The 17,964-nt window shown below is 70.6% G+C and carries 15 protein-coding genes and 2 tRNA genes; 12 read left to right on the top strand and 5 right to left on the bottom strand.

Going from position 1 to position 17,964, the window contains the following annotated elements; genetic code table 11:
* Window positions 1–78: 78 nt before the first annotated feature.
* Window positions 79–987 (bottom strand): protease HtpX, encoded by a 909-nt coding sequence (htpX, locus tag WCE39_RS07285; RefSeq protein ID WP_343276036.1) that lies wholly within the window; start codon window positions 985–987, stop codon window positions 79–81.
* 87 nt (window positions 988–1,074) lie between these two features.
* On the opposite strand from htpX, the gene gluQRS reads away from it, so the two are divergent.
* The 3 genes from gluQRS to phaR all read left to right on the top strand — a co-directional run bounded on the left by gluQRS (window position 1,075) and on the right by phaR (window position 3,392).
* Complete coding sequence (gene gluQRS / locus WCE39_RS07290; RefSeq protein ID WP_343276037.1) at window positions 1,075–2,031, top strand: tRNA glutamyl-Q(34) synthetase GluQRS; 957 nt, start codon at window positions 1,075–1,077, stop codon at window positions 2,029–2,031.
* 48 nt (window positions 2,032–2,079) lie between these two features.
* Window positions 2,080–2,820, top strand: a complete 741-nt coding sequence (phbB, locus tag WCE39_RS07295) for a beta-ketoacyl-ACP reductase (protein ID WP_343276038.1) — start codon at window positions 2,080–2,082, stop codon at window positions 2,818–2,820.
* 86 nt (window positions 2,821–2,906) lie between these two features.
* Window positions 2,907–3,392 carry a polyhydroxyalkanoate synthesis repressor PhaR gene (phaR, locus tag WCE39_RS07300; RefSeq protein WP_343276039.1) on the top strand — a complete coding sequence of 162 codons (486 nt, stop codon included), beginning with the start codon at window positions 2,907–2,909 and terminating at the stop codon, window positions 3,390–3,392.
* A 51-nt stretch (window positions 3,393–3,443) separates the two neighbouring features.
* Here phaR and WCE39_RS07305 read toward each other — a convergent pair whose 3' ends face one another.
* Window positions 3,444–4,361 (bottom strand): M48 family metallopeptidase, encoded by a 918-nt coding sequence (locus WCE39_RS07305; RefSeq protein ID WP_343276040.1) that lies wholly within the window; start codon window positions 4,359–4,361, stop codon window positions 3,444–3,446.
* Between the two features lie 20 nt (window positions 4,362–4,381).
* Window positions 4,382–6,265: an SUMF1/EgtB/PvdO family nonheme iron enzyme gene (locus WCE39_RS07310; protein WP_343276041.1), complete on the bottom strand. Its 1,884-nt coding sequence runs from the start codon at window positions 6,263–6,265 to the stop codon at window positions 4,382–4,384.
* Between the two features lie 97 nt (window positions 6,266–6,362).
* On the opposite strand from WCE39_RS07310, the gene rnd reads away from it, so the two are divergent.
* The 7 genes from rnd (at window position 6,363) to WCE39_RS07345 (ending at window position 12,528) form a co-directional block, all read left to right on the top strand.
* Window positions 6,363–7,481, top strand: coding sequence for a ribonuclease D (gene rnd / locus WCE39_RS07315; RefSeq protein WP_343276042.1), 1,119 nt, complete (start codon window positions 6,363–6,365; stop codon window positions 7,479–7,481).
* A gap of 15 nt (window positions 7,482–7,496) precedes the next feature.
* Window positions 7,497–7,572, top strand: a tRNA-Ala gene (locus WCE39_RS07320).
* Window positions 7,573–7,843: 271 nt separating this feature from the next.
* Window positions 7,844–7,920, top strand: a tRNA-Arg gene (locus WCE39_RS07325).
* A gap of 25 nt (window positions 7,921–7,945) precedes the next feature.
* On the top strand, window positions 7,946–9,481 hold the full coding sequence (gene amaB, locus WCE39_RS07330) for an L-piperidine-6-carboxylate dehydrogenase (RefSeq protein ID WP_343276043.1): 1,536 nt from the start codon (window positions 7,946–7,948) through the stop codon (window positions 9,479–9,481).
* A gap of 7 nt (window positions 9,482–9,488) precedes the next feature.
* Entirely contained in the window at window positions 9,489–10,547 is a 1,059-nt protein-coding gene (locus WCE39_RS07335; RefSeq protein ID WP_343276044.1) for a quinone-dependent dihydroorotate dehydrogenase, read from the top strand.
* Complete coding sequence (gene murB, locus WCE39_RS07340; protein WP_343276045.1) at window positions 10,544–11,617, top strand: UDP-N-acetylmuramate dehydrogenase; 1,074 nt, start codon at window positions 10,544–10,546, stop codon at window positions 11,615–11,617. Before WCE39_RS07335 ends, murB begins: the two co-directional genes overlap by 4 nt.
* Window positions 11,618–11,658: 41 nt before the next feature.
* On the top strand, window positions 11,659–12,528 hold the full coding sequence (locus tag WCE39_RS07345) for a DMT family transporter (RefSeq protein WP_449284003.1): 870 nt from the start codon (window positions 11,659–11,661) through the stop codon (window positions 12,526–12,528).
* Between the two features lie 52 nt (window positions 12,529–12,580).
* Here WCE39_RS07345 and WCE39_RS07350 read toward each other — a convergent pair whose 3' ends face one another.
* Window positions 12,581–15,301 (bottom strand): serine/threonine-protein kinase, encoded by a 2,721-nt coding sequence (locus tag WCE39_RS07350; protein WP_343276046.1) that lies wholly within the window; start codon window positions 15,299–15,301, stop codon window positions 12,581–12,583.
* A gap of 90 nt (window positions 15,302–15,391) precedes the next feature.
* On the opposite strand from WCE39_RS07350, the gene WCE39_RS07355 reads away from it, so the two are divergent.
* Window positions 15,392–16,273 carry a GGDEF domain-containing protein gene (locus tag WCE39_RS07355; protein WP_343276047.1) on the top strand — a complete coding sequence of 294 codons (882 nt, stop codon included), beginning with the start codon at window positions 15,392–15,394 and terminating at the stop codon, window positions 16,271–16,273.
* Window position 16,274: 1 nt separating this feature from the next.
* Here WCE39_RS07355 and ispG read toward each other — a convergent pair whose 3' ends face one another.
* Window positions 16,275–17,564: a flavodoxin-dependent (E)-4-hydroxy-3-methylbut-2-enyl-diphosphate synthase gene (gene ispG, locus WCE39_RS07360; protein WP_343276048.1), complete on the bottom strand. Its 1,290-nt coding sequence runs from the start codon at window positions 17,562–17,564 to the stop codon at window positions 16,275–16,277.
* An 81-nt stretch (window positions 17,565–17,645) separates the two neighbouring features.
* Here ispG and WCE39_RS07365 point away from each other — a divergent pair, with 81 nt between their 5' ends.
* On the top strand, window positions 17,646–17,945 hold the full coding sequence (locus WCE39_RS07365) for a DUF2218 domain-containing protein (RefSeq protein ID WP_343276049.1): 300 nt from the start codon (window positions 17,646–17,648) through the stop codon (window positions 17,943–17,945).
* The last annotated feature ends 19 nt before the right edge of the window (window positions 17,946–17,964 follow it).

The raw sequence follows: 17,964 nt of genomic DNA on the forward strand, positions 1-17,964 counted from the left end.
CCTGTGGTGCTTGCGTGTGGGTCGTTTCTGGTGGCGGGCCGGCTGGTACAACCCCCCCCCCCCCCCCCCCCAGTGCCGTCAGGCCAACAGGCCCTGGCGCAGGGCGGCCTCGCCGTCCATGCTGCCGGCTTCGAGCGCGCGGATGCGCTCTTCCAGCGGCGGGTGGCTGAGCATCAGCCGGCGCAGGCCGTGGCCCATCGCACCGCTGATGCCGAAGGCAGCGACCTGCTTGGGCAGCGTGTTCTGGCCCTGGTTGAGCGACAGGCGCTTCAGCGCCGCGATCATCTTCTCCCGGCCCGCCAGCGCGGCACCGCCCGCATCGGCGCGGAACTCGCGATGGCGCGAGAACCACATCGCGATCATGCTCGCGAACAGGCCGAACACCATGTCCAGCACGAACACGATGCCGAAGTAGGCCAGCCCGCCGCCGCCATTGTCGCGTCCGCCGCTGAGGTAGCCGTCCACCGCCCGGCCGACCACGCGCGCGAGCACGATCACGAAGGTGTTGAGCACGCCCTGCAGCAGCGCCATGGTCACCATGTCGCCGTTGGCGACGTGGCTGACTTCGTGCGCGAGCACCGCCTCGGCCTCGTCCTGGTCCATCGAGCGCAGCAGGCCGGTGGACACCGCTACCAGCGCGTTGTTGCGGCTGGCGCCGGTGGCGAAGGCGTTGATCTCGGGCGCCTCGTAGATGGCGACCTCGGGCATGCCGATGCCGGCGGCCTGGGCCTGGCGGGCGACGGTATCGACCAGCCAGCGTTCGACGTCGCTGTTCGGGCGCTCGATGACGTGCAGGCCGGCGGCGCGCTTGGCCACCCACTTCGACATCAGCAGCGAGATGAAGGAGCCGCCGAAGCCGAACAGGACCGCCATGACCAGCAATCCGCCCATCGACTGCGGGTTGATGCCGAAGACCGACATGATGATGCTGAGCAGGGCCAGCACCGCCAGGTTGGTGGCGAGGAAAAGGACGACGCGCTTGAGCATGGGGAGGTTTCCTGCAAGGTTCGTGGTGCAATGCCATGAAGTGTGACCGGCCGGCATTGAATTCAAGATGACGGCGCAGACCCCGCCATGACGACCAGACCGCCTCCTCCGGACAGCCTCCAGCCGCCTCCCGCCACGCCGCCCGCGGCCCCGGTGCGCGGCCGGTTCGCGCCCTCGCCCACCGGACCCCTGCATTTCGGCTCGCTGCTGGCCGCATTCGGCAGCTGGCTGGCCGCGCGCCGCGACGGCGGTGAATGGTGGATCCGGATCGAGGACGTGGACCAGGGTCGCGAGGTGCCGGGCGCCGCCCGGGCGCAGTTGCGCACCCTGGCGGCCTTCGGGCTGGAGCATGACGGACCGGTGGTCCGGCAGTCGGACCGGGGCGCGCTGTACGCCTCCGCTCTTGCCTCGCTGCTGGACGACGAGCGGGCTTTCGAATGCCACTGCAGCCGGAGCGATGTCGCCCTGTCGGGCGGCATCCATCGCGCCTGCCGGCCCGGCGCACGTCGCCCGGACCCGGCCGTGCGCCTGCGCGTGCCCGACGGCAGCCACGCCGCGTTCGACGACCCGGTCCACGGCCACGTGGCCCAGGACGTGGCGCGCGAAGCCGGCGACTTCGTGCTGCGCCGCGCCGATGGCTGGTGGGCCTACCAGCTCGCCGTGGTCGTGGACGATGCCGCGCAGGGCATCACCGACGTGGTGCGCGGGGCGGACCTGCTCGACTCGACGCCGCGCCAGCTGTTCCTGCAGCGTGCGCTCGGCCTGCGGCGGCCACGCTATCTGCACCTGCCCCTGGTCCTCGACGGGGACGGCCGCAAGCTGTCCAAGTCGCGCGCATCGCTTCCGGTGGACGACGCCGATCCGCTGCCCGCGCTGCGCTGCGCCTGGGGCGTGCTCGGCCAGGACCCGCGCATGCTGCCGGCGCCGGCCGCGCTCGGGGCCACGCTCCACGCGGCGGTGCGCAGCTTCGATCCGGCGCGCATCCCGCGCGGGCCCGTGTCCGCCACCGCACTGCACAATGCCACTGCAATGCCGCGCGCATAGAATCGAACGCAGCGGGCGCACGCCGCGCCTGGCATCGGGAGCGATGACATGACGTCACGGGTTGCGTTGGTTACCGGGGGAACCGGCGGCATCGGCACTGCCATCTGCAAGCGCCTTGCAAAGGCCGGCCACAGGGTCGCGACCAATTACCGCAACGAAGAGAAGGCCCGCGCCTGGGAACAGGCGATGCAGGCGGAAGGCTTCGATTTCACCCTGGTCAAGGGCGACGTGTCTTCGGCCGAGGATGCCGAGGCCATGGTGCGCAGGGTCGAAGAGGCACTGGGGCCGATCGAGATCCTGGTCAACAACGCCGGCATCACCCGCGACTCCACCTTCCACAAGATGGCGCCCGAACAGTGGACCGACGTCATCACCACCAACCTCAACGCCTGCTACAACGTCACCCGCCCGGTGATTGAAGGTATGCGCGAGCGCAAATGGGGACGGATCGTGCAGATCAGCTCGATCAACGGCCAGAAGGGCCAGTACGGCCAGGCCAACTACGCCGCGGCCAAGGCCGGCATGCACGGCTTCACCATCTCGCTGGCGCAGGAGAACGCGAAGCTCGGCATCACGGTCAACACCGTCTCGCCCGGCTACATCGGCACCGACATGGTGATGGCGGTGCCCGAGGCGGTGCGCGAGAAGATCGTCGCCCAGATCCCGACCGGCCGCCTGGGCAAGCCGGATGAAATCGCCTACGCGGTGGCCTTCTTCCTGCCCGACGAGGCCGCCTGGATCACCGGTGCGAACCTCGCCGCGAACGGCGGCCAATACATGGGCTGGTAGCCCGCGCAACGCCCCGCGGGCGCCGGTTGCAAGCGCTGTTGCGCTGCGTCATGCTGCGGTGAGTCAGGGAAATCGAGCACTGCAGCATGGCCACGCGCGTCATCAAGAAGTATCCGAACCGCCGACTGTACGACACGGAAATTTCCAGCTACATCACCATCGAGGACGTGCGCCAGCTGATCGTCGACGGCGAAGACTTCGAGGTCCGCGACGCCAAGAGCGGCGACGACCTCACCCGCCAGGTGCTGCTGCAGATCATTTCCGAGCAGGAGCAGGACGGCCAGCCGATCCTGTCGACCGAACTCCTGAGCCAGATCATCCGCTTCTACGGCGACTCCCTGCAGGGCTTCATGGGCTCCTACCTGGAGCGCTCGATGCATACCTTCCTCGAGCAGCAACAGCAGTTCCGCCAGCAAATGGGCGGCATGCTCGGCCAGACCCCCTGGTCGATGATGAGCGGGATCACCGAACGCAACATGGCCATGTGGCAGGAGTTCCAGCGCAACCTGGCTGCCGGCGCCAAGCCTGCTGAAAAGCCGCGCGAGCCGGCCACCGGCACCAGGCGCAAGTAAGTCTCCAACGCGATCGCGGCCGTCGCCGCTCCTGCGAAGGCAATCGCCCGGCTAGCTGCGCGTGGCGGGTGGCGCCTCCGCGCAGAAGCGCTGGCGGTACTCCATGGCCTTGGGCATCAGCGACTGCAGGTTCTCGATGCGCGTCCCCGGGTTGGGATGCGTCGACTGGAACTCCGGCGGCGCCTGGCCGCCGCTGGCCGCGCTCATGCGCTCCCACAGCGGCACCGATTCCTGCGGGTCGTAGCAGGCGGCAGCCGCCAGCATCAGGCCCACGTGGTCGGCTTCGGTCTCGTGCTTGCGCGCATACGGCAGCAGGTATCCGTAGCCCATCGCGGCCATCACCATCTGCTGCTGCTGCGGGTCCATGCCGCTCATCGCGCCCGCCATCTGCCCGACCTGCGACAGCTTCTGCTGCGCCATGCGCTGGGCGCCGTGGCGCAGCAGCGCGTGGGCGATCTCGTGGCCCATCACCACCGCCATCGCGTCTTCGTTCTGCGCCACCGGCACCAGGCCGGTGTAGACGGCCATCTTGCCGCCCGGCAGGCAGAAGGCGTTGGCCTGCTCGGACTGGATGACCTGGACATCCCATTCGAAAGTCGAGGAAAAGCCGGTCGGCTGCTGGCCGTTCTCCGCCGCCAGCGCCGCCTCGATCTCGGGCACCTTGGCGATCAGCCGGCGCGCGATCTCCTGCACCTCGCGCGCGATCGGCGTATCCGGGTCCACGGGGCGTTCCTGCGAGAGGATCTCCTCGTAGGCCTGCAGGCCCAGCGCCTTCTCGTCCTCGACCGAAAGCGAACGGTCGATCAGCACCTTCTCGCCGGTCACCGGATCGAGCGTCTGGTTGGAGAAGTAGTAGTACGCGCCGTAGCCGATGAAGGCGACGAGGATCAGGATCCTGGGATTGAAACCGCGCCGGCGGGGCCGCGCCGCCTGTTGCTGTTGCCGACGCCCGAAAGGATCCTGTCGCATGCCTGCTCCCCGCCCTGTCTTCAGAGGTCGCGCGCGACCCGGAAGCCGACGCGCGCGTTGGTGTTGTCGACCGGCGAAGGCGCGCGCCAGGAGCTGCGCGTCTGCGGCGGCGAACTGGCCCAGGCCCCGCCCCGCACCACCTGCATCCGGCAGCCCGGGTTCACCCAGGCGGTTCCGGACACCGGCGCGCGACGGTAGCTGTCGTGCCAGCAGTCGGCGACCCATTCGCTGACGTTGCCCTCAAGATCGTGCACGCCGAATGCATTCGGCGTGAAGCTCCCGACCGGCGCGGGGCCCCAGTAGCCGTCGTCGTGGTCCTTGAAGGCATTGCTCCAGCCACGGCCGCCGGGCGAGCGGTCCTTGCCACCGGTCAGGTTGCCGGCGCGCGCGGGCGGCGCACCGTCGCCCCACGGGTAGCGTCCTTCCCCGCCGGCACGCAGCGCATACTCGAATTCGGCTTCGCTTGGCAGCCGGTAGCGCTGGCCGCTGACCTCGGCCAGCCAGTCGGCATAGGCCTGGGCGTCGCGCGCGCCGACGTGGACGACCGGCAACCTGGCCTCGGCCGGCGCGCCCGCGAAGTCCGAGCGCCAGTCCACGCCGCTGCGGCGCACGAAGTTGCCGCTGCGTTCGTCGTAGGCCATCGAGAAGCCACGGCGCTCGGCGCGCGTGCGATAGCCGGTGGCGTCGACGAAGCGGCGGAACTCGCCCACGCTGACCTCGCCGAGCGAGAGTGCGAAGCCGCGATCGAAGCGCACGTAGCGCCTCGGCCGCTCGTTGTCGTCGGCATCGCCGTCGTCGTCCAGCGCACCCATGCTGAAACCGCCGTGCGGCACCACGACCATCTGCGGCCCGCGCCCGCCGCCGGCCGCGTCGGTGAAGCGCTGCCCGGGCCGATAGCTCCCGTAATGGACGGCCAGGTTGATGCGCTCGCGAAGCTCGGCGACCGCGGCGTTGCCGGGCTCGGCCAGCACCAGCATGCGCGCCAGCAGCGCGCGCGCGCGCTCGATGCCGTCGGCCTGCGGCAACGCCGCGATGCCCTCGTCGCGCAGGCGCAGGATCCAGGCACGGCGCTCGGTGTCGATGCGGGCACGGGCATCGACCACCGTGGCGGCGTCGTCGCGCACTCCGCCCGCATGCCCCAGCCAGGTGTCGGCGGCTTCGAAGTCGCCCTTGGACGCGGCCTGTTCGGCGCGGCGGAGCATGGCGCTCTCCACCGCCGCGCGGACCTGCAGCGCGCGGGGCTGGGCTTCATCGAGCGCCAGAGCCTTGCGCACGAGCGCGAGGGCGCCGCCTCCCGCTTCGCCCAGGCGCCCGGCGCGAAGCGCGTCCTCGGCGGCACGGTTGATCTCGGCCAGCTGTTCGGCGCGATCCACGCCGGCCAGGTACTCGCGCACGCCGGCGTCGGCGGGGCGCAGGCTGCGCGCCACCGCGGCGACCTCGCGCGCCCGGCGCAGCGCGTCGTCATCGTCGCCCGCGCGTGCGAGTGCCTCGCCGCCCTGGGCCAACAGCCCCTGCAGCGCGCGCCGGAGGCCGTCCGCGGCATCGGTGTTGTCCGGGTCCCGGGCCAACACCGCCTGGTACAGGGGGATGGCCGAGTCCGGGCCGGCGTCGAAGTCGGCGGCCTCCAGCGCCTGGCCCGCGCGCTCGAGTGCGTCCGGCAGCGCGGTGTCCTCATCGCCCAGATCCACCCGCGGCGCCTGCCAGGTGAGGCTCCCGGCCAGGCGGTCATCGCCGCTGATGGTCACGCTGCCGTCGCCGCGGGGCTCGCCGGCGGCGGCCCGGGCGTCGGGCGCTTCGGCCTCTTCGCGCGCGCAGCCGGCGACCAGCAGCAGCGCGAGCGCTGCGGCGATGCCGGCCCGGCGCGGCCAGGCGACGGGCGTGGGAAGCGTCTGCGGGGTAGTCACGGCCGCCAGATTACGGCAAGCGGGCCGGGCCGCGCAGCCGGCCGCCCCGCCGGCCCGTGATTGCCGGGGATGCGCGGCGGCCGGTACGCTGGCGCCGATGGAACATGACTTCACCTGGGTCTCCGAGCCCGCCGCCCTGCTCGCCCGCTTCGAAACCCGTCCGTCCCGGATCGGCCTCGACACCGAATTCATCCGCGAACGCACCTGGTGGCCGCACCTGGCGCTGGCGCAGATGGCCGTGCACGACGAGATCCTGCTGCTCGACATGCAGGCGCCCGGCATGGCGGACGCGCTGCGCGGCATCCTGCTCGATACCGGTATCACCAAGGTGATGCACAGTGCCAGCGAGGACCTGATCGCCTTCCTGCACGCCTGCAAGGCGGTGCCCGAACCGCTGTTCGACACCCAGGTGGCCGCGGCGATCGCCGGCCTCGCCGCGGGCGCCGGCTACCAGCGGCTGGTGGCCGACATCACCGGCGTGGCGCTGGGCAAGGGCGAAACCCGCTCCGACTGGACGCGCCGCCCGCTGTCCGACGCGCAGCTCGCCTATGCCGCCGACGACGTGCGCCACCTGTTCGAGCTTCACGACCATCTTCAGGGCCGGCTTGAAGCCCTGGGCCGCGAGGCCTGGCTGCGCGAGGACTGCGGGCGCATGGTCAGCAACGCCCGCGACGAAAGCCTCGAGCGCTGGCCGCACCTGCCGATCCGCGCCGCCCAGTACTTCAACCAGGCCGCGCAGCACCGCCTGCTGCGCCTGCTGCGCTGGCGCGACGCCTGGGCGCGCGAACACGACCGGCCGCGCAGCTGGGTGCTCGACAACGACCTGGCTGCCGCCATCGCCCGCGCCCAGCCCGCCGACCAGGCCGCGTTGAAGGCCCTGTTCGACCGCCATCCCAAGGCTCCGCGCAAGCTATTGGCCGAGGTCTGGACGGCGCTCGTGACGCCCTTGGCCGACGAGGATGACGCACCGCCCATCCGCACCGAGGAGCGCGACAAGCGCGCCGTGCGCCGCCTGCAGGATGCCGTGGCCTCCCGCAGCGCCGAACTCGGCCTGCCCGACGGCGTGCTGGCCTCCCGCCGCCGACTTGAGGCTCTCCTGGATGACCAGGACTGGGCCACGCTGGGCCGCTGGCGCCGCGACCAGCTGGAACCCGTGCTCGCGCCCCTGCTCGCCGATGGCGCGGGGGAATTGCCGACCGGGGATGCGCACGCGTAGAATGTTCCGTCTGATGGGGCGGTAGCTCAGCTGGGAGAGCGTCGCGTTCGCATCGCGAAGGTCAGGGGTTCGATCCCCCTCCGCTCCACCAATCAGATTCGTCACTCGCCGCAGTGATGCACACGCAAGAAGGCTGGACGGGAAACCGCTCCGGCCTTTTTGTTGGGTCTTCTCCGGACTGCGGGGCGATGGTGCGCGCTGGAGGCATTGTTGCGCTGAGGGGCAGCCGCCCCCCCGGAGCATCCCCGGGATTCCGGAAGAGCCGTTTGTTGTCCGGAGCCCGCCACCGGCACCCCACGCCTTGCGCACACACCCGCATCTTTGCCCGCCCCGGAGGCACCGTGCGAGAATTGCCGGCTGCTGCCCCCGTAGCTCAGCTGGATAGAGCGTCCCCCTCCTAAGGGGAAGGTCGTGCGTTCGAATCGCGCCGGGGGCACCACTTTTCGCCTCAAGGAGTTTCACCCATGCCCCATCCCGTCCTCACCGCCCTCGGCCTGTCCGCCACCGAATCCGGCACCTACCTCGGCAACGGCGAGTGGTCCAAGACCCGCGATGCCGGCGTGCTGGAGCCCGTGAACCCGACCGATGGCGAGGTGCTGGCGCAGGTGCATGCCTCTTCCGCCGAGGACTACGAAGTCATCGTCGAGCGCGCCCAGCGCGCGTTCAAGACCTGGCGCACCACGCCCGCGCCGCTGCGCGGCGAAGCCGTCCGCCTGTGCGCCAACGCGCTGCGCGCCAACAAGGACATGCTGGGCTCGCTGGTCGCGCTCGAGATGGGCAAGTCCAAGCCGGAAGGCGACGGCGAGGTCCAGGAGATGATCGACATCGGCGACTTCGCCGTCGGCCTCTCGCGCCAGCTCTACGGCCTCACCATGCACTCCGAGCGCCCCGGCCACCGCATGTACGAACAGTGGCAGCCGCTGGGCATCGTCGGGATCATCTCGGCGTTCAACTTCCCGGTAGCGGTCTGGGCCTGGAACGCGCTGATCGCGGCCGTCTGCGGCGACATCTCGATCTGGAAGCCTTCGGGCAAGACCCCGCTGTCGGCGATCGCCTCGATCCGCATCTGCAACGAGGCCCTGCGCGAAGGTGGCTTCCCGGACCTGTTCTTTCTGTTCAACGACACCGACAACGCGCTTGCCGAGCGCATGGTCGACGACCGACGCGTGTCGCTGATCAGCTTCACCGGCTCGACCAGGGTCGGCCGCCAGGTCGGCGAGCGCGTCGCGCGCCGCCTCGGCCGTTCGCTGCTCGAGCTCGGCGGCAACAACGCCATGATCGTCGACGAGACCGCCGACCTGAAGCTCGCGATCCCGGCGATCGTGTTCGGCGCCGTCGGCACCGCCGGCCAGCGCTGCACCAGCACCCGCCGCGCCTTCATCCACGAGTCGATCTACGACGACGTGCTGGCCAAGCTGAAGGCCGGTTACGCGCAGGTGGAAACGAAGATCGGCGACCCGACCGACCCTGCCAACCTGATGGGCCCGCTCAACAGCCAGTCGGCGATCGATGCCTTCCTGGCGGCGATCGAACAGGCCAAGGCCGCCGGCGGCACGGTCGAGAGCGGCGGCACCGCGTTCACCGACCGCAAGGGCTTCTTCGTGCGTCCGGCCATCGTCACCGGGCTGGCCCACGACGCCGAGGTGGTGCAGACCGAGACCTTCGCGCCGATCCTGTACGTCATGAAGTACTCGGAGCTCGAGGACGCGATCGCCATGCAGAACGACGTGCCGCAGGGCCTGTCCTCGGCGATCTTCACCACCAACCTCAAGCGCGCCGAGGCCTTCCTGTCGGCGGCGGGTTCGGACTGCGGCATCGCCAACGTCAACATCGGCACCTCGGGCGCCGAGATCGGCGGCGCGTTCGGCGGCGAGAAGGACACCGGCGGCGGTCGCGAGTCGGGCTCGGATGCGTGGCGCGCATACATGCGCCGCCAGACCAACACCATCAACTACTCCGACGCGCTGCCGCTGGCACAGGGCATCAAGTTCGACCTCTGAGGACCGCATGTACGGCCTGGCGCGCCCCTTCCTCTTCGCACTCGACGCGGAGCGCGCGCACGGCCTTGGCCTGTCCTCGCTCGAGGCGTTGCACCGCATGCGGGTGCAGCGCCTGCTCGGGGGCGTGCCGCGCGCGTTCCCGACCAGGGTCTTCGGCCTGAGCTTCCCCAACCCGGTCGGCCTGGCCGCCGGGCTGGACAAGAACGGCGCGCACATCGATGCACTGCTGGGGCTCGGCTTTGGATTCGTCGAAGTCGGCACGGTCACGCCGCGGCCGCAGCCGGGAAACCAGAAGCCGCGCATGTTCCGCCTGCCGAAGCACCAGGCCATCATCAACCGCCTGGGCTTCAACAATGACGGCGTCGACGCCCTTGTACGCAACGTCGGCCGCGCGCGCCACCGCGACCGGGGCCTGCTCGGCATCAACATCGGCAAGAACAAGGACACGCCCAACGAGTCGGCGCACGTCGATTACCTGCACTGCCTGGAGCGGGTGTATCCACTGGCCGACTACGTCACGGTCAACATTTCCTCGCCCAACACCGCCGGCCTGCGCGAGCTGCAGGAGGAGCAGTCGCTGCGCCACCTGGTGGGCACGCTGCGCGAGGCGCAGGAGCGGCTGGCGTCGCGCCACGGCCGCCGCGTGCCGATGCTGGTCAAGGTCGCGCCCGACCTCAGCGACGAGGACATCGACGCCGCCGCGCGCGTGCTGGGCGACCTGGGCGTGGACGGCGTGATCGCCACCAACACCACGGTGTCGCGCATCGCGGTGCAGGGCCATGCGCACGCACACCAGTCAGGCGGGCTGTCGGGCGAGCCGCTGATGAACAAGTCCACCGCGGTGCTGCGCATGCTGCGCACCCGCCTGCCCGAGGGCATCCCCCTGATCGGCGTTGGCGGCATCCTTTCCGGCGCCGACGCGGCCAAGAAGACCGCCGCCGGCGCCTCGCTGGTGCAGCTCTATACCGGCCTTGTCTACCGCGGCCCGGCGCTGATCGGCGAGTGCGTCGAAGCCATCCGCCGGCGCAAGGAAGCGCCGAGCCGCGGCAACCTCCCGAACCTGTGAGTGCCGCCGCCATCGACGCAGACCCCGCGGTGCGCTGGACGCGCGACGCCGACCTCGGCGCGCGCACCAGCTTCCGCGTGCCCGCGCGCGCGGCCTGGCTGGTCGAAGTGGCCGACGCCGATGCCCTGCCCGCGGTCCTCGCCGATTCGCGGATGGCGGACGGGTTGCTGGTGTTCGGTGGAGGCAGCAACCTGCTGTTCGCGGGCGACTTCAGCGGCGTCGCGCTGGCGCTCACCGGCGATGCGATCACGTTCGGTGCGCACGGCGACGGCGACGGCGACGGCGACGCCGTCATCGTGCGCGCCGAAGCAGGCTGCGGCTGGCACGACTTCGTGCTGCACACCCTCTCCATGGGGCTGTCCGGGCTCGAAAACCTCTCGCTGATCCCGGGCACGGTCGGCGCCGCGCCCATCCAGAACATCGGCGCCTATGGCGTCGAACTCGACCGCCACGTGCATGCGGTCGAGGCCTGGGACCGCGAACGCGGCGCAGCGGTACGCCTGGCCGCGGCCGACTGCGGCTTCGCCTATCGCGACAGCCGCTTCAAGCGCGAGCCCGGGCGCTGGGTGGTGACCGCGGTGGAGTTCATGCTGTCGCGCACGCCGCAGCTGGAGCTTGGCTACGCGGGCCTGGGCGCCGAACTCGAGGCGATGGGCATCGATGCGCCCACGCCGACCCGGGTCTCCGACGCCGTCTGCCGGATCCGCCGGCGCAAGCTTCCCGACCCGGCCCGGCTCGGCAATGCCGGCAGCTTCTTCAAGAACCCGATCGTGCCCGCAGCGCAGGCGGTTGCCCTGCTCTCCGCGCATCCCGGCCTGCCCTGCTTCGACGCCGGGACGCCCGGCCTGCGCAAGCTCTCGGCCGCCTGGCTGATCGACGCCACCGGCTGGAAGGGCCATCGCGACGGCGACGCCGGCGTCGCGCCCGGCCACGCGCTGGTACTGGTCAACCACGGCAACGCCAGCGGCGCGGAACTGCTTGCGCTCGCCCGCCGCATCGCCGCTTCGGTGCAGGCGCGTTTCGGCGTGGCGCTGGAGCCTGAACCGCGCATCATCGGCGCGCACTGGTGAGCGCAGCGGCGGCGGTCCCGCAGGCCCGCGCGGCGCTGCTGATGCTCGGAAGCACCAGCTTTTTCGCCGCGATGGCGGTCACCATCCGCCTCGCCTCGGCGGATCTTTCCACCTACCAGATCGCGTTCTTCCGCAACTTCTTCGGCCTGCTGTTCCTGCTGCCCTTCCTGTTCCATGGCCGCTGGCACCTGCCGCGCACCGCCCAGCTGCCGCGCTACGTGCTGCGATGTGCGATCGGCGTCGGGTCGATGCTCTGCGGCTTCTGGGCGCTGGGCCACCTGCCGATGGCGCAGGCTGTGGCGCTGTCCTATGCCACGCCGCTGTTCGCGACGGTGGCGGCGGTGTTCATCCTTGGCGAAGTCGTGCGCATGCGCCGCTGGTCGGCGGTGCTGATCGGCCTGGTGGGCGTGCTGGTGATCGTGCGCCCGGGCAGCACCGACTTCAGTCTCGGCACACTGGTGGCCCTGAGCGGCGCCGTACTCGCGGCGCTGGTCGCAATCCAGATCAAGCAGCTCTCGCGCGTGGACGCCGCGGACACGATTGTCTTCTACACCTACGTGTTCTGGGTGCCGATGTCGCTGGTGCCGGCGCTGTTCGCTTGGGAGTGGCCGCAGGGCATCACCTGGCTGTGGCTGTTGCTGCTGGGCGCCTTCGGGACCGGCGGCCAGCTGCTGTGGACGCGCGCGCTGAAGATTGGCGAGGTCTCTGCGCTGCAGCCGATCAGCTTCGTCCAGCTGCCGCTGGTGGCACTGGCGGCGTGGCTGCTGTTCGGCGAAGAGCCCACGCGATGGACCCTGCTCGGCGCCGGCATCATCCTGGCCGCCAACATCTACATCGCGCACCGCGAAGTGCAGCTTGCCCGGCGGGCGGCAACCAACGCGCCCGCCGAAGCGGCGAAGCCGGGCGAATAGCGGGATCGCGGCTAGCCAAGCGCAGCCTCAACCGCGCCGGCCAACCGTAGCGCTACCGCCCACCCGCGTCATCGCGCAGATTGTCGGCCAGCTCACGCAGCGGCGGCGCCAGGCTGTCCGGTTCGGCCGCAAGCAGCGGCGCGACCAGATCGGCCCACACCGCCTCCGAGTCGGCATTGCGCCCCGCGCCCGCCAGCGCATCGGACAGCTGCACCGCGGTCTCGACCGTCAGCCGATGGTCCTCACCGGCCACGTCGCGGCGGATGGCCAGCAGCCCGGCGAAGGCGGTGGCGGCGGCGGCATGGTCGCCAAGCTCCTCCAACGCCTCGGCGTGGATCTGCATGGCGGCATGCAGCTGCGGATGGCGCCGGCCGAGCACTTCGGCAGCGGGCGGCAGCAGCTGCGTGATGCGGGCCAGCGAGTCTTCCGGGCGCCCCGACTGCAGCAGGGTCCCGGCGCGGTTGATGGCGATGAACAGCGTGTCGGGATGGGTCGGCCCCAGCAGCTTCGTGCGCGCCTCCAGCACCTCGGCCTGCATCGCCAGCGCGGCCTCGTAGTCACCGGCGCGTGCGTACGTGGTGGACCGGTTCAACTTCGCGCGCAGGGTGGCGCGGTCGGCCCTGCCGAGCACGCGCTCCATCGCTTCGACCACATCGGAACCGGTCTCCAGCGATTCTTCCAGCTCGCCCGCATCGCTCAGGAACGACACCAGGTTGCTGCGCGAGGACAGCGTGGCGGGATGCTCGGCACCCAGTCGGCGGCTGCGCAGGGCCACGACCTCGCGCTGGAGCGTGATCGCCCCCTGGACGTTGCCGGTCAGCACCAGCATCGGACCCATGTTGTGCAGTGCATTGATCGTTTCCGACCCATCGCGCCCGAATTCGCGCTCGTGGATGGCGACCAGTCGTTCCATCGACACCAGGCCGGCAGCAGGATCGCCCATGCGCGTCTGAAGGATCGCCAGGCTGTTGAGGATCGACGTGGCTTCCGCGCCCTCGTCGCCCTGGGCGGCAGCGGCGCGTGCGTGGAGCGCCTGCAGCCGACGCAAAGATTCGGGACGGTCGCCGATCGAGGCAAGGATGTCGGCATCGGTATGCTCCATCCGCAGCCGCAGCGGGCCATCGGCAGGCAGCCCACCGGCGTGGATAAAGGCCGCGTCGATGGCCTCGCGGGCCGCTTCGGGATCGCCGCCAAGGAGCAACATCTCGGCCTGCTCGCGGCGCGCGTCCAGTGCACCCGGATCCCCGGGCCCGAGCTCACGCGAACGGATCGCCGCGGCCCTCGCGTAGCCCTGCGCCGCGGCCGCGTGCAGTCCCAGCGCGGCGCGCACGGCCGCGACCGATTCGCCCAGGTCGGCGTCAAGCAGCGGCTGGGTGGCGAAGTCGCGCGCAATGGCCGCTTCCGCCCGCAGCAGGATATTGCCGTCGACCAGGCTGCGGGCGAGATCGGGCGTGCTGGCGTGGAACAGGACTTCGTCAAGCGCCGCGGCCGCCTCCGGCCCCGCTCTGTCGAGCTGCGCGCGCAGGCCCGCGGCCAGCCCGCTGCCCATGGCCTCGACGTCAATGTCCTCGAGCATCGACTGCTGGAACGCCGCCACCGTCTCCAACTGCGCGCTGCGCTGTTCGGCGATCGCGCGCTGCGCGCGGGCCTGCATCAGGCCGTGCACCGACATCGCCAGGCCGCCCAGCAGGGCGACCACCGCCACCGACGCCGCAAGCACGGCGGCGCGGTGCCGGCGCATGAACTTCACTGCGGTGTAGCGTCGCGACGCGGGCACCGCCGACAGCGCGCGGCCTGCCAGGAACAGGCGCAGGTCGTCGGCCAGCGCCGCGGCCGACGGATAGCGGTCGGCGCGGTCATGGGCCATCGCGCGGGCGACCACCCAGTCGAGCTCGTGGCGCAGCACCCGCCGCATCCGCGGCACGTTCATGCCCTGCGCACGGGCCAGCCGCTCTCCTTCGCCCGGCGGCAGCGTGGCCAGGTGCCGGGACGGCAGTCGCAGCGTGCGCGTGGTGCCCGCGATGCTCTCGCCGGCAACGGCAGGGCGCTGCCCCGTGAGCAGTTCGAACAGCACCACGCCAAGGGAGTAGACATCGCTGCGGGTGTCGACCAGCGCCTGGTCGCCAAGGGCCTGTTCCGGACTCATGTACTGCGGCGTTCCCGCGACCTCCCGATGGCCACCGGACGAATCGCGAGCGACCGCGGTGGCCGCGGTGGCGATGCCGAAATCGATGATTTTCGGCAGCGCGCGGCCGTCGACTTCGTCCACCAGCAGGTTCCCGGGCTTGAGGTCGCGATGCACCACGCCCTTCTGGTGGGCGTGCTGGACGCCCTCGCAGACACCCACCAGCAGCCGCAGCCGCGCTTCAAGCGGCAGCGCATTCGCCTCGCAATACGCGGTCAGCGGACTGCCGGCAATGAACTCCATCGCGAAATAGGGCTGGCCATCGGGGGTGGTGTCGGCGTCGAAGACCTGGGCGATCGCGGGATGCCGCATCTGCGCCAGCAGCTGGCGCTCCACTTCGAAGTACGCCAGGTGCCGCGCCTCCAGGCGCCTGCCGCGCATCAGCTTGAGCGCGACCGTACGCCGCACCGGCTCAAGCTGCTCCGCGCGGTAGACCTCGCCCATGCCACCGCGGCCAAGGAGTTCGACGATGCGATAGCGCCCCAGGCGCACCCCCGCGGCCAGCGTGGCACCATCGCCCGTTCCGGCCGCGCCGGTGCGCGTAGCCAGAAGCTCGGTGCGATCAGGATCGTCGCCAGCGTGGATCATGCATCCCCCTTGCGGCTCTATCCTAGCGCGCACTCCAACTCCGGTACGGAGCGGGATACACTTTCCGGTTGAGACCAGCGGGGCGCCATCATGGCGGACGAAACCACTCAGCGCACGATGCTGAGCGCAGGGCCTGCCCGCCCCGCGCCGCGATCGGCATGCCTGGTGGTGATCCACGGCGAAGCCCTCGGGCGCCGCGTCGACATCGAGGACAGCGCCGTCCTCATCGGCCGCTCGCAGGACGCCGACCTCTGCATCGCCCACAAGAGCGTTTCGCGCGAGCACTGTTCAGTGTGGCGCGACGGCAACGACTACCGGATCCGGGACCTGGGCGCGACCAATGCCGTGCGCGTCAACGACGCGCGCATTGCCGAACACGTCCTGTGCGACGGCGACCACGTCACCATCGGCGAGAGCATCCTCAAGTTCATCAGCCAGACCAGCGTCGAGGCCCGCTACCACGAAGAGATCTACCAGCTCGCCACCCATGACGCGCTGAGCGACCTCTACAACCGCCGCCACTTCTGCGAACTCGCCGACAAGGAGATCGCACGCGCCGCGCGCCACGGGCGTGCCCTGGCGCTGTGCCTGATCGACGTCGACCTGTTCAAGCCGATCAACGACCGCCATGGCCACATCGCCGGCGATGCGGTCCTGCGCCGGCTGGCCGCGGTGATCCGCAGCCACGTGCGTGATGACGACATCGCCGCGCGGGTGGGCGGCGAAGAGTTCTCGGTCCTGCTGTGCGAATGCGAGGCCGATGCCGCGCTGGCGTTCGCCGAGCGGCTGCGCGCGGCCGTCGAGGCCACCGGGTTCGACATCGGCGGCGAGCCGCACCGGATCACGATCAGCATCGGCATCGCAACGCTTGCGCCGGGGCGCGCCAGCCGCAGCAGCCTGATGGCCGCCGCCGACGCCGCGCTTTACCGCGCCAAGGACGATGGCCGGAACCTGGTCCGGATCGGGAACTGACTCAGGCGGAGGTGGGCGCGCCGTAGCGGCGGTCGACGTACGCGTCGATCAGGTCCACGAATTCATGGGCGATGTTGTCGCCGCGCAGCGTCACCGACTTCTCGCCGTCGATGAACACCGGCGCCGCCGGCGCCTCGCCGGTGCCGGGAAGCGAGATGCCGATATCGGCGTGGCGCGACTCTCCCGGGCCGTTGACGATGCAGCCCATCACCGCCAGCGTCAGGTGCTCGGCACCCGGGTGGGTGACCTTCCACTCCGGCATCTTCGCGCGCACGTGCTCCTGCACGACCTTGGCCAGCTCCTGGAAGAACTCGCTGGTGGTGCGTCCACAGCCCGGGCACGCGGTGACCATCGGCGTGAACGCGCGCAGGCCCATGGTCTGCAGCAGCTCCTGCGCCACGATCACTTCCTGGGTGCGCGACGCGCCGGGCTCGGGCGTGAGCGAGATGCGGATGGTGTCGCCGATGCCTTCCTGCATCAGCACCGCCAGCGCCGCGCTGGACGCGACGATGCCCTTGCTGCCGATGCCGGCCTCGGTGAGGCCGAGATGCAGGGCGAAATCGCTGCGCATCGCCAGGTCGCGGTACACCGCCACCAGCTCCTGCACGCCGCTGACCTTGGCCGAGAGGATGATCCGGTCGCGCGCCAGGCCAAGCTCCACCGCGCGCTCCGCGGAATCGATCGCCGAACGGATCAGCGCCTCGCGCAGCACGCGGCCGGCGTCGCGCGGCTCGGCAAGCGCGGCGTTCTCGTCCATCAGCGCGGTCGCCAGCGACTGGTCCAGCGAGCCCCAGTTGGCACCGATGCGCACCGGCTTGCCATACCGCATCGCGAACTCGATCAGCTGCGCGAACTGGAGGTCCTTCTTCCGTCCGAAGCCCACGTTGCCCGGATTGATGCGGTACTTGGCCAGCGCCTCGGCGCAGGCGGGCTCGCCGCTCAGCAACTGGTGCCCGTTGTAGTGGAAGTCGCCGATGATCGGCACTTCGATGCCCATCATCGCCAGCCTGTCGACGATGCGGGGTATCGCCGCGGCCGATTCCGGGTTGTTCACCGTCACCCGCACCAGTTCCGAGCCGGCGCGCCAGAGGTCGGCCACCTGCTTCACGGTCGATGCCACATCGGCGGTGTCGGTATTGGTCATCGACTGCACCACCACCGGCGCATCGCCGCCGACGGCGACCCTTCCGACCAGCACCTGGCGGGTGGCGCGGCGCGGCGAGGGGCCGAAAGCCCATTGCTGGAGGGTCTGGGAGGTGCCGGCGTGTGCGGTGCTGGGAATGGCGTTCATCGTTCCATTTTAGTCCCTGGCGCCACAGTTGTTCCGCCTGGCGTCGTCCCCAGTTCAGGACTACGCCTTCGGAGGATCCCCATGCCAACGTCCACTGCCCATATCGCCACCGCGGATGGCAGCCGCCTGATCAAGCGCCTGTGCACCCACTGGGCGCACAAGCTTGAAGTCGAGTTCGACGATACCAGCGCCCGCGTGGCCTTCGACGCCGACACGGGCACCAGGCTCACCGCCACGCCCGACGCCCTCCAGGCCCGCGTCACCGCGCCAGACGTGGCCAGGCTGGAGCAGTACCAGGGCGTCGTCGCCTCGCATCTCGAACGCATGGCGCGCGGCGAGACCCTGGAAATCACCTGGCAGTTGGACAGCGATCGCGCCTGAGGCGTATTGCCGCACTGCC

Source organism: Luteimonas yanweni, from assembly GCF_039548475.1.
In the GTDB taxonomy this organism is placed as follows: Bacteria; Pseudomonadota; Gammaproteobacteria; order Xanthomonadales; family Xanthomonadaceae; genus Luteimonas.

Coding starts and splice junctions, on each gene's coding strand:
- htpX (WP_343276036.1), bottom strand. CDS start 987: ATGCTCAAGCGCGTCGTCCTTTTCCTCGCCACCAACCTGGCGGTGCTG.
- gluQRS (WP_343276037.1), top strand. CDS start 1,075: ATGACGACCAGACCGCCTCCTCCGGACAGCCTCCAGCCGCCTCCCGCC.
- phbB (WP_343276038.1), top strand. CDS start 2,080: ATGACGTCACGGGTTGCGTTGGTTACCGGGGGAACCGGCGGCATCGGC.
- phaR (WP_343276039.1), top strand. CDS start 2,907: ATGGCCACGCGCGTCATCAAGAAGTATCCGAACCGCCGACTGTACGAC.
- WCE39_RS07305 (WP_343276040.1), bottom strand. CDS start 4,361: ATGCGACAGGATCCTTTCGGGCGTCGGCAACAGCAACAGGCGGCGCGG.
- rnd (WP_343276042.1), top strand. CDS start 6,363: ATGGAACATGACTTCACCTGGGTCTCCGAGCCCGCCGCCCTGCTCGCC.
- amaB (WP_343276043.1), top strand. CDS start 7,946: ATGCCCCATCCCGTCCTCACCGCCCTCGGCCTGTCCGCCACCGAATCC.
- WCE39_RS07335 (WP_343276044.1), top strand. CDS start 9,489: ATGTACGGCCTGGCGCGCCCCTTCCTCTTCGCACTCGACGCGGAGCGC.
- WCE39_RS07345 (WP_449284003.1), top strand. CDS start 11,659: ATGCTCGGAAGCACCAGCTTTTTCGCCGCGATGGCGGTCACCATCCGC.
- WCE39_RS07350 (WP_343276046.1), bottom strand. CDS start 15,301: ATGATCCACGCTGGCGACGATCCTGATCGCACCGAGCTTCTGGCTACG.
- WCE39_RS07355 (WP_343276047.1), top strand. CDS start 15,392: ATGGCGGACGAAACCACTCAGCGCACGATGCTGAGCGCAGGGCCTGCC.
- ispG (WP_343276048.1), bottom strand. CDS start 17,564: ATGAACGCCATTCCCAGCACCGCACACGCCGGCACCTCCCAGACCCTC.
- WCE39_RS07365 (WP_343276049.1), top strand. CDS start 17,646: ATGCCAACGTCCACTGCCCATATCGCCACCGCGGATGGCAGCCGCCTG.